Here is a 10,070-nt window from a genome sequence, read left to right as displayed (position 1 = left end):
GATGATAAGTTTATCACCACCGACTATTTGCAACAGTGCCCCTGAAACTGCCTTACTGCTGACTGGGACAGGAGCGATTCCACACCCAATGCCTCGACCCGGTGCCGGCTGTCACTCAGCACAAGGTCAAGGGCCAGCAGAATCGTGCTTTTCCCGGACTCATTGTCCCCGACCAGAATGTTACGGTCATGAGTGAAGCGCAGGTCCAGTTCCGGAAACTTTTTAAAGTTTTGCAGCATAAGCCGCGTGATCAGAGGCATCTTTTATTCCTTTATATACCGCTGACTGAAAGAGTGTCCGGCTGCGCCAGACCGCCTGTTTTGTTTTACAGCGTTATCTTACCCAGTCTTCCAGCACAAGACCCGGTACCCGCTCAAATTCCCGCGTATTATTCGTCACCAGCACGGCACCGGCGGCGATGGCGTGCCCGGCAATGGCCGTGTCGTTCGGGCCGATCGGCGTCCCGGCCATTCGCAGCGCCACCTTAATCTCCGTGGTGGCGTCCACCGCAGCGCGATCCCAGGGCAGGATGGCATCGAGGCGGGCGCAGAACGCGTCGACCAGCTCGACGTGGCGCGGGGAGGCCTTCGGGCCGGTGGCCCCGAAGCGCATTTCAGAATAAGTGATGGCCGAGACAACGATGCGCTGGCCGCGCAGCACCGCCTGCTCCAGGCGCTTCAGGACGGCTTCCGGCTGCTCGCGCATGATGAACGAGCAGATACAGGTGTCGAGCATATAGGTCTTGTTCACAGGTTAAATCGTCCTTCGTCGCTGACAACGTCCTCGCGCTCCGCCATAAAGTCCGGGTCTGCCTTCTCGAACTGCGCGAACGAGCCCCAGGTCGGCCGGACGGGACGCAAAATAATGCTGTCCCCTTCCCGGACGATCTCCAGCTCGCTCACTCCCTCAAAATCCAGATCGCGGGGCAGACGAATGGCGCGGTTATTGCCGTTTTTAAAAATGGATACAGTTCTCATCATTTCCTCCTGGCCGACCGGCCTGTATGACTATGTTCAGTATATGCAGATGCAAAGCATATGTATAGTCATAGCATATGCAGATGGTAAGTATATGCGTATGCCACACCTATGCAGATGCCCGGCATATGGATATGTTGAACCTATGTTGTATTCTCTCTTTTCCCGGTCAGATCCGAAAAAAGCTAGTTCCGGATCTGCTTCAGCCCCGACAGCGCAGCGGCCAGGCAACACAAGATGTAGCGGTGTTCTCAGCTGAAAGTGACGCTATATGTTGTGTCCCTCCCCTGCCCCGCGATCGGCCGCTCACCACCCTAAAAGGACGCTTTGCTTATTCCCTGGCCGTGATACACTTCCGGAAACTTCGCTAAAAGTGAAAAGTCGGATCCGGCCGGAACGGCCGTCCGGTAATTTAACGGCGTGGCTATATGGCTGCTTATTATCAGCCTGAAAATGATGACGGCAGGGAAAAATCATCCGGGTGACAGACTCAGGGTTGTCCTTAGCCGATTATGCTGCACGTCATAATTGCTCTGAGTGACTATTTATTGAGGAAGGATTGAGAATGACGCTTTACGAAATTATCCAGGAACTGGAGAAGGCTGGTCATGACGATATCTGGATCATGACATCAGATAATGGCGACAGTTATAAAAAAGCACCGATGTTTCCGGGTTCATGGCTCCATCCCAAAATTGTCGCCCGTGATGGACGGGTTCTTGCCGACCGAATGGCGAAACCCAATGAGTGGACTCTATGCGGAGACTGGAGGAACGTGTCGGTACGTCCACAGAGTGTGGCGCCTTACCAGGCAATATCGCTCAGGGGGCAGATCTCCAGTGTACGGGAGAGAGCTGTACTCGAAGCCATTCTGCCGGGTGGAGATGACACTTCTGATAAAAAGCGACTCTGAAATACAAACGGCAGGCGGGATTTCTCAGTAAAGGAAGGATTAAGTGCGGTTTATGCAGGGCGGACGGGAATTACTTCCATACGACGGAATGTGTGTATGACCAGCTGGTCAGTGAGTACCCTGTGATGTGGCTGCGGGATTCGACCCGGATCGGCGCCTGCTACACCCTCCGTGAACTGCTGTCGCCGGAAGGGATGGTGCTGGCCATACAGAACGCGCCACCGATGAAGGGATGGCGGCTGCGTATGAGGTATAACGAGGCCACTGACGAAGAGATTAACCCGCAGCGCGGGGACTGTATAGAGCTGCTCTCCAGGACGGATGCCCTGCTTGCCTTCCGGTCGTTGCAGGATAACACCGCGTCAGCTTAGACAATCGCCCCCGCAACAACCCTTAACCCGGTTAACAGGAAACCAGATGAACAGAACCGATGATGAACCACAGACAGAAACGGACCTGATGGCCACCGCTTTCAGCACTATGCGCAAGCACGGCATGAATATCCTCACAGCTACCCAGCATATGGATATTAATGCTTACGTGAAATCCGATCCGCGGATGCCGAGAACGCGGCTGCGCCGCTACCTGGGCCAGTACGGCCTGCGCGGTGAGGCGCTGAGCAGAGAGGTTAGACGTATCGTTGCCGGACCAGAACGACGTGATAGCACGCTGCAGGAAGGGATTTACCATACATGGCCCTACGGCTGGCAGCCTGCGGATTTCACGCCGATGATGCGCCGTATTTTTTGCGGAAAGCGCACCCGTCACCTGATGATGTTTGATGAAATGCCCGAGCTGTTTGGCAAACGAGGATAAGCCGGAATGAATCATGGCGTACTCCCGGAAGAAGACTACACGCAGAAAGCACTGGAACGACTTACAGAGCAATCCCAGTCTACTGGAGACAGTAAACAATGATGCCGGCAATCCCAGGTCAGGGCGTTTCTTTTTCGACCACGCAGCTACCGGTGTCTATCGATTACCCGGCCGCGCTGGCACTTCGCCAGTTGGCCCTCGCGCATGATGAACTGCCTAAATACTTGCTAGCGCCGGAGGTTAGCGCCCTGCTCCACTATATTCCCGACCTGTACCGTAAGACCCTGATTGCCACCCTTTGGAATTCCGGCGCACGTGTCAACGAAGCCGTGGCATTGGGCCGGACTGATTTTTTGCTGCAGCCGCCCTACCCGTTTGTGAAGCTGGCCACGCTCAAACAGCGGACCGAAAAAGCCGCTAGAACAGCGGGCCGTGCTCCTGCTGGCAGTCAGGTTCACCGTCTGGTACCGCTCTCTGATCCGCAGTATGTCAGCCAGCTGGAGATGATGGTGGCCACACTGAAGATCCCCCTGGAACGAAAAAACAAGAATACAGGCAGAATGGAAAAGGCTCGTATCTGGAATATTACCGATCGAACCGTGCGAACCTGGCTCAGCGAAGCCGTGGAGGCCGCTGCGGCCGATGGAGTGACGTTCTCCGTGCCGATATCCCCTCACACATTCCGTCACAGTTACGCGATGCATATGCTTTATGCCGGTATACCGCTGAAGGTGCTGCAGAGTCTTATGGGACACAAGTCGATAAGTTCGACGGAAGTGTATACGAAAGTTTTTGCGCTCGATGTAGCGGCGCGCCACCGTGTTCAGTTTGCTATGCCGGAATCAGATGCGGTTGCATTGATGAAACAACTGAACCGAGGATGATTATGGGAAATACCCCAGGTTCAGTTTATGGGAATGACCTAAAGTTTCGCAGACGGCAGGGCTGATATGGGAAATACCCCAAGTTAGTTTTTAGAATCAAGGATAGTGAATACCAGTCGGCCGTCGTCATTCTGTGTCATAGCGGCTTTAAGAGGCGTATTGGCGTTGATTTTCTTAAGGGCAGGATTGATGAAGGTGCGTTTCATCTCAGCAAAGTTACTGCGCTGTGATTCCGGGAGCATGAAGCGTTCAGACAGCCAGTCCTGGGTTGTGATCCATACACCACTGGAACGGTACTGGCACAGGCTTTCATAAAGCCGGATAACCCGCACACTGTTGATTTTGCCGCAGTCATATAAGGAGTAGGTGGTGAATTGACTGGTCAGCCCCATTAGATACGGCATCACCTTGTAGTTGAACTCGATCTGCCATTTCCCCCGTCCTTTTTTCAGGCCTGCTTCAGCCAGCCAGGGGCGTTTCACCTCTTCAAACTCCCCTTCTTTAGGGTAAAAAACCACGCTGCTGTCGGCCAGTGCGGTCACACCTTTTTTAACGTCAGTAGAGGCAGTATCCACACTGACCTTAAAAAACTTCTGATAATCCGCCACAGTAACTGTGAATATCGGAGAAACAGAATCGGGATCATCCTTCATCGGGTAGCACTGCATCAGGCAAAGCCACAGCACACGTTTTGCCTGCAGAGGCAAATAGTAAGCGGCCTCAGTCAGCTCATTGGACTGGCTGATATTGACTGGCTTTTTAAGGGTTTCCGTGGTCATCGCCTTCACCGTGTGGGGGTTTTTGAATATCCCCACATACTGGCATGAGGGACCCAAAGTCACAAGAAGAATGAGTAAGTTATCAACAGGTATATGAACTGCGGATGAACTAGGGGTATTTCCCATAGTAACCCGTGGTGTTTCCCATACTTTGTTGAGGTGTTCCCCATAGCTACTTGTGGTGTTCCCCACAGTAACCCGGGGTGTTTCCCAGCAGAACTTTAGGTGTTTCCCATACTGCTGCCTTGAGAGGTGCGGCTGGCGTGGTCTGGAAGGTTTCTAAAAGGGGTAAAATGGATAAAAAGGAAATAAAAAGAGTAAAAATGCTTTTAAAAATACCCGGTGTATAAGTGGATAACACGTTATCTCCAAACTTGGGGTATTTCCCATAGTTGTCTAAGTCTTCAGGTCCTGCGCGTAATTGCCATCTGTAACCCCGTTGCTCTTGCGCTTCCTCGCCAGTTCGCTCGCCTTGCTCGGTCACATGGCTGCGGCGAGCACTACTTGCTTTCTGGCTGCAATCTATCTGCTAGCTCATATGTTTGTTAGCTGCAAGATAGCAGCAATCATGCTGATAGAATGCAGCGGGCTAAGATAGGATGTTTTAGTTCTTTGTTGCTGTACATAACACTCAAAGAGCAACACAGTGAGTAAATGCAAGCTTTAAGCTTGCAGCAAGATTATCAGTTTGTTGCAATCTTGCTGCAAGCTGCTATCTTGTCACTTAGATTAGACTGATATGAACCTAAAAGGGTTCTCATTAATGTTTGCTGCAAGCTGGCAGCAAGAAACAGGGGGGCTATATGGCCTGGATAGTTGCTTTAATTTCGCAGAAAGGCGGTGTAGGTAAAAGCACTAAAGCCAGAGCTTTAGCGCGTGAAGCGTCAGCCAGTGGTATCAAAACTAAATTAGCTGACCTCGACTTAGAACAGGCAACAAGTGCTGACTGGCATCGTAGACGTTTGGCCGCTGGGCTGCCGGCAGTTGCTTCAGTTGAAATTTTTGCTACTGCAAAGGAAGCGATAGAATCAGCCGGTGACGCTGAACTCCTGATTCTTGACGGCCCTGCTCGTGCAAGCAAAGGAACTTCTGAAATTGCGAAGGTTGCGGATCTTATCGTTCAACCAACAGGTGCATCGCTTGATGACCTCATCCCTGCGATTAAAGTTTTCAATGCGCTGGTCAAGGAAGGGATTCCACGTTCCAAACTTGTTTTTGCTTTAAGCCGGGTAGGCACCGAAGCCGAAGAACTGGATGCCCGTGCATATATCAGCGAAGCAGGGTATGAAACATTAGCAGGTTGTCTCTTTGAGAAGCCAGCTTACAGGAAGGCGATGAATTCAGGCCTTGCGGTAACGGAAACCCGATACAAAGGTTTAAACGAGAGAGCTGATGAACTTATCCAGGCGCTCATAGATAAGATTGGAGAAGAGTGATGGCGGACGCATCGAAACTTAAAACTAAACGAGGGCGCGGAGGGTTGGGTTCTCCTCCAGGCCCGGATGAAGTGGCTACCAGCCTGAACGCACCAGAAATAGCACCTGTAGCCAGTACTGCGGAGCTGGATGCTTCACATACTGAAACTGACTCGGCACAACCAGAGAATCCGCAAAAAGACGCTGAGGTTTATACGCGTCGTGACGGACGTTCTGCGAGAAAAACTAATAGAACACTGGCTTTCGCAACGCGAGTTACCCCTGCGTTCGATCAGGAGATTCGAGATATTGCTGATCGCGAGGGGCTGAAGTTGGTTGAAGTGCTGGAGAAAGCAGTCGAAGCCTATAAAGAAAAACAAGGGTATTAATAAAGATTGCAGCTATCTTGCTGCTTTCTTTATGTTTATTAAATCTTGCTGCAAGATTTAAGCAAGCTAAAAGCTAGATTGCTGCAAGAATAATGATATAATACTCAAAGTGAGTAATTAAAAGATTCAGTGAGGTACTCAGGTTGAGTACTTACCTGGTGCCAACAAACGTAATTACTCAAGTTGAGTAGCTTTTAAATGCTTATAAATACTCAACCTGAGTATCAATGGAGATGTTCATGAAGATATTTTGCGATGATGGTTCTACAAATGTGAAACTGGCCTGGTTTGAGGGTAAGGCACTGAAAAGCGCTGTGTCGGTAAACTCATTCCGGCATAACTGGAAAGTAGAAGGCATTGGTAGCAGCCGTACCTATAACTACCTGCTTGATGGCCGCAAATATACCTATGATCCGGTCAGCGAAGCAGCGATCAATACGACTCACATTGAGTATCAGTACTCCGATACAAACGTGTTGGCGGTTCACCACGCATTACTGAACAGTGGGATTGAACCACAGGAGATAGAGCTCACCGTTACGTTACCAATCAGCGAGTTCTACACTGCTGACTGCCAGAAAAATACACTCAATATCGAGAGGAAAATTAGTAACCTGATGAGAGAAGTAACCCTTAACAAAGGGGCCACTTTTACCATCAAAAGCGTTGAAGTAATGCCTGAATCACTTCCTGCTGTCTTTACACGCCTGGTTGCAGATAATGTTGGCCAGTATGAAAAATCACTGGTTATCGATCTCGGTGGTACGACCCTGGATGTCGGGGTAATTGTTGGCCAGTTTGAAGATGTGTCGGCAGTACATGGTAATCCGGATATCGGTGTATCAATGGTTACTAAAGCCACGCTCACAGCGCTTAAAATGGCAAGTAGTGATACCAGTCCAATGATTGCTGATGAGCTGATTAAAAACCGTCACGACCAGGATTTTGTTGCGCAGGTAGTTAACGAAACGTCAAAACAGAATTTGGTTCTCGACACGATTGAAACTGCAATTCATAAGTTGGGCGAAGCTGTTGTGGATGATTTACTGCAGTATCGGAATGTAAATCGTGTCTATATCGTAGGTGGTGGCGCCACGCTTATTTTGGATGCTGTTCGTGAAGCATGGAGCCATCTTGGCGAAAAGGTAGTGCTTATGGATGAGCCCCAGACAGCACTAGTTCAGTCAATAGCGCGTTTTAAAGCGGAGGATTAATTGATGCATGACGGTGAAGAAAGAAAAAAACTTTCGTTGTACCTTCACCCGGAGGACACGGCCGACCGTCTTGCTCTGGCTGAAATAGAATCAATCCCCCGGAAAAACCGGGGGGAGTTATATCGGAATGCTTTGATAACTGGCCTTATAATGCATCAGCTGGATGAGAGAATTCCTGCGATAATGACTGAATTGTTCACCAGAAAGCTAAATGTAGATGAGGTCATTAACCAGATCTCTCAAATAACAGGATGGAAACCATCTGTAGCCGATATAAAAGACGTACTGAAGGCTTTGGGCGGCCTTCAGAATACAACATCTCCAGAACCCTCTGAGGATGACGGTGAAAAAGCTCGCCTGAAAGCTGCCAGAACGAAGATGAAAAATCTCATCTGAGATAACTCTCGCTCCGTGAAATCTGCTAAATTTCGCGGAGTACACTCGATTTATAATAACCATTACGTAATGAAAACATCAGCCGAAGCTGCGCTTTGGGGTGGGCTCCGTCCGGCCGGTTGTCAAGACCCGCCGGGTATGGGAGGAGAGGAGAATGTGTGTTGGTTATTAATCAGTGTTAAATGATAAAAAAGATTTTTGTTTTTATATTAATAATTCTATAAATGTAAAAAAACAATATCAAAATTTGGCTACCGGTAAGTCCTTCCAGCGAGTGGTATATGCCGGTGACAGCATTTCTCGTTTCATTTGCCATTCAGGCGCAATACCCCGCCCGGCGAACCATATTTTACCCATGCCTGAGTGATTAATACCGTCAAGAACCTTCATCAACGCATCACTGTGTGGCCGTGGTTGCACTTCATCGAAGAGGTTCAATTGGGATACCCCGTTCGGACTGAAATCATTGAGCATAATTCCAGCTTTGGCATAGCGGTGGCCATCAATCCATATTCTGTCCAGTGCTCTGACCGCTGCCGCGATAATATCCCTAGTGTCACGGGTTGGTGTATTCAGTTTCTCCGTGGCCAGGTTCCCATAGTACGGTTCATTAACGGCAAAGGGAGATGTTTTGATGAAGGCGGAGATGTGCCGGCAGTACTGCCGTTCACCACGCAATTTTTCTGCGGCACGCTCAGCATACAGGCAGACTGCCTGGCGCATTTCTTCATAGACGGTGATCCGTTGTCCGAAACTGCGGCTGCAGACAATCTGCTGTTTTGGGGGCGGGGCTTCTTCAAGCGAAATGCAGCTTTCGCCGTTAAGCTCACGCACAGTCCGTTCCAGAACGACGTTAAAGTTCTTACGGATAAATGTTGGGTTGGTCAGAGACAGCTGCAGGGCTGTGTTGATCCCCATGACCTTCAGCTTCTTCGCTATCCGGTTCCCCACGCCCCAAATTTCCTCTACCGGTTGCAGACTGAGTAATTTTGCCGTGCGGCGGGGGTTGTCCGGTGACAACGCCAGAACTCCCCTGAATTGCGGCCACTCCTTTGACGCCCACTGGGCTGATTTGGCCAGCGTTTTCGTTGCACCAAACCCGACACCGATTGTCAGGCCTGTACCACTGAGGACGTGCCCGCGCAGCTGCCTGCCGAAATCTTCCAGATTCATGCAGTGGTCAATTCCCCGGGTATCGAGGAAACATTCATCGATTGAATACTGTTCGACGCGGGGAGATAACTCTTCCAGTAAAGCCACCACGCGGTTACTTAAGCTCGCGTACAGCTCATAATTACTCGAAAACACATACAGTTTTTCAGAAAAACGAGCATCTTTCAGCTGGAACCACGGCGTCCCCATTTTTATGGAGAGCCGTTTGGCCTCGGCGCTACGGGCGATTACACAGCCGTCATTGTTACTGAGAACCACGACCGGCTTGCCCCGCAAATCCGGCCTGAAAACCTTCTCACAGCTGGCGTAGAAGCTGTTCACGTCGGCCAGGGCAAACATCAGTCAGTACTCCGTGTTTTGTGAATAAATGCTGTGACAACGCCGAAGATTTGCAGTGTTTCAGGGTCCGGATACATGACAGGGTACGCCGGGTTCATCGCCTGCAGGGCAGGGCGGGGGGTGAGCAGCAGCCGTTTAACGGTAAATTCACCTTCTATCTCCGCTATGACGATATCTCCATGACGGGGTTGTTCTGCTTTATCAACCACCATCAGGTCACCGGAGTTGAGGCCAATATCATTCATCGAGTTGCCGATAGCCCTGACAAAGTAGGTCGCGTGGCGCCGGCGAATGCAGTACTCATTGAGATCCAGTTCGGATTCTGTGTAATCAGCTGCAGGGGACGGGAAACCCGCCGGGCAACGTTCAGTAAATAGTGGGATTTTTAACTCATTAGCCTCAGATGCCGCAGGAATAAACATCATCATTATCCACCTCAAAAAGCTGTATGCATATACAGTATTATTTTTCGTGGACCGTCTTTTTTCAAGTAGTCTTCTTGCGTCTGGTGCTAACCGATTGCTGTGGAAACAAAAAAAACAGTTGTTGCAGCAGGTGGAGACGCGGCAGGGCACCTTTATCTAACAAAATGTAATATAATGAATCTCATCATATTTGTGCTGTTGAGGTTCCTGTGACCCCTGGTTTCAGAAAAATTCTGCGATATGCCGGAGTTCCCGTTGATGCAACTGAGCCTGTGCGTCGGAAATTCGGTAGCCGCCTGATCCTGATAGTCACTTGTTGCCTTCGGCACTGTTGCAAAGTTAGCGATGAG

14 protein-coding genes and 3 pseudogenes are annotated in these 10,070 nt (G+C 50.1%); 10 read left to right on the top strand and 7 right to left on the bottom strand.

The features are described 5' to 3' along the window. Positions 1-41: 41 nt before the first annotated feature. The 3 genes and pseudogenes from ACVCAM_RS25355 to vapB form a co-directional block, all read right to left on the bottom strand. Positions 42-260, bottom strand: a pseudogene (locus ACVCAM_RS25355) (AAA family ATPase); the annotation flags it as partial. A gap of 73 nt (positions 261-333) precedes the next feature. After that, positions 334-750: a type II toxin-antitoxin system VapC family toxin gene (locus ACVCAM_RS25350; protein ID WP_001044770.1), complete on the bottom strand. Its 417-nt coding sequence runs from the start codon at positions 748-750 to the stop codon at positions 334-336. Continuing rightward, a complete protein-coding gene (gene vapB, locus ACVCAM_RS25345) occupies positions 747-977 on the bottom strand; it encodes a type II toxin-antitoxin system VapB family antitoxin (RefSeq protein WP_001261282.1) in 231 nt (76 codons plus the stop codon). The genes ACVCAM_RS25350 and vapB overlap by 4 nt, the downstream gene beginning before the upstream one ends. On the opposite strand from vapB, the pseudogene ACVCAM_RS25340 reads away from it, so the two are divergent. The 5 genes and pseudogenes from ACVCAM_RS25340 (at position 934) to ACVCAM_RS25320 (ending at position 3,590) form a co-directional block, all read left to right on the top strand. After that, positions 934-1,393: pseudogene (locus ACVCAM_RS25340) on the top strand (hypothetical protein). The gene vapB and the pseudogene ACVCAM_RS25340 sit on opposite strands and share 44 nt — an antisense overlap. A 149-nt stretch (positions 1,394-1,542) precedes the next feature. After that, positions 1,543-1,890 carry a hypothetical protein gene (locus ACVCAM_RS25335; RefSeq protein WP_094935808.1) on the top strand — a complete coding sequence of 116 codons (348 nt, stop codon included), beginning with the start codon at positions 1,543-1,545 and terminating at the stop codon, positions 1,888-1,890. 38 nt (positions 1,891-1,928) lie between these two features. Next, entirely contained in the window at positions 1,929-2,261 is a 333-nt protein-coding gene (locus ACVCAM_RS25330) for a hypothetical protein (protein ID WP_190272690.1), read from the top strand. Positions 2,262-2,307: 46 nt separating this feature from the next. Then, entirely contained in the window at positions 2,308-2,706 is a 399-nt protein-coding gene (locus tag ACVCAM_RS25325; RefSeq protein WP_185812378.1) for a hypothetical protein, read from the top strand. 98 nt (positions 2,707-2,804) lie between these two features. Beyond that, on the top strand, positions 2,805-3,590 hold the full coding sequence (locus ACVCAM_RS25320; protein WP_126508659.1) for a site-specific integrase: 786 nt from the start codon (positions 2,805-2,807) through the stop codon (positions 3,588-3,590). Positions 3,591-3,673: 83 nt separating this feature from the next. Here the strand turns inward: ACVCAM_RS25320 and ACVCAM_RS25315 are convergent, their stop codons facing one another. Together ACVCAM_RS25315 and ACVCAM_RS25310 are read right to left on the bottom strand one after the other, a co-directional pair. Next, positions 3,674-4,369, bottom strand: coding sequence for a replication initiation protein (locus ACVCAM_RS25315; protein ID WP_063135953.1), 696 nt, complete (start codon positions 4,367-4,369; stop codon positions 3,674-3,676). 172 nt (positions 4,370-4,541) lie between these two features. Then, on the bottom strand, positions 4,542-4,853 hold the full coding sequence (locus ACVCAM_RS25310; RefSeq protein ID WP_126292223.1) for a hypothetical protein: 312 nt from the start codon (positions 4,851-4,853) through the stop codon (positions 4,542-4,544). Positions 4,854-5,172: 319 nt separating this feature from the next. Here ACVCAM_RS25310 and ACVCAM_RS25305 point away from each other — a divergent pair, with 319 nt between their 5' ends. From ACVCAM_RS25305 to ACVCAM_RS25290, 4 genes are all read left to right on the top strand, one after another. After that, entirely contained in the window at positions 5,173-5,805 is a 633-nt protein-coding gene (locus ACVCAM_RS25305) for a ParA family protein (RefSeq protein ID WP_063135952.1), read from the top strand. Then, complete coding sequence (locus tag ACVCAM_RS25300; protein ID WP_126292222.1) at positions 5,805-6,173, top strand: hypothetical protein; 369 nt, start codon at positions 5,805-5,807, stop codon at positions 6,171-6,173. Before ACVCAM_RS25305 ends, ACVCAM_RS25300 begins: the two co-directional genes overlap by 1 nt. Positions 6,174-6,412: 239 nt before the next feature. After that, positions 6,413-7,387 carry a plasmid segregation protein ParM domain-containing protein gene (parM, locus tag ACVCAM_RS25295; RefSeq protein WP_126292221.1) on the top strand — a complete coding sequence of 325 codons (975 nt, stop codon included), beginning with the start codon at positions 6,413-6,415 and terminating at the stop codon, positions 7,385-7,387. A 3-nt stretch (positions 7,388-7,390) separates the two neighbouring features. Beyond that, positions 7,391-7,783 (top strand): plasmid partitioning/stability family protein, encoded by a 393-nt coding sequence (locus tag ACVCAM_RS25290; RefSeq protein WP_126292220.1) that lies wholly within the window; start codon positions 7,391-7,393, stop codon positions 7,781-7,783. Positions 7,784-8,023: 240 nt separating this feature from the next. Here ACVCAM_RS25290 and ACVCAM_RS25285 read toward each other — a convergent pair whose 3' ends face one another. Both ACVCAM_RS25285 and umuD read right to left on the bottom strand, forming a co-directional pair. Next, positions 8,024-9,295, bottom strand: a complete 1,272-nt coding sequence (locus ACVCAM_RS25285) for a Y-family DNA polymerase (RefSeq protein WP_126292219.1) — start codon at positions 9,293-9,295, stop codon at positions 8,024-8,026. Beyond that, positions 9,295-9,720 (bottom strand): translesion error-prone DNA polymerase V autoproteolytic subunit, encoded by a 426-nt coding sequence (umuD, locus tag ACVCAM_RS25280; RefSeq protein WP_047063314.1) that lies wholly within the window; start codon positions 9,718-9,720, stop codon positions 9,295-9,297. The genes ACVCAM_RS25285 and umuD overlap by 1 nt, the downstream gene beginning before the upstream one ends. Positions 9,721-9,929: 209 nt before the next feature. Here umuD and ACVCAM_RS25275 point away from each other — a divergent pair. Continuing rightward, a pseudogene (locus ACVCAM_RS25275) lies at positions 9,930-10,070 on the top strand (hypothetical protein); the annotation flags it as partial.

The organism is Enterobacter sp. CFEC122 (assembly GCF_052983755.1).
The sequence above is the reverse complement of the archived record's forward strand: the minus strand, read 5'-3'. Positions and strand labels throughout refer to the sequence as shown.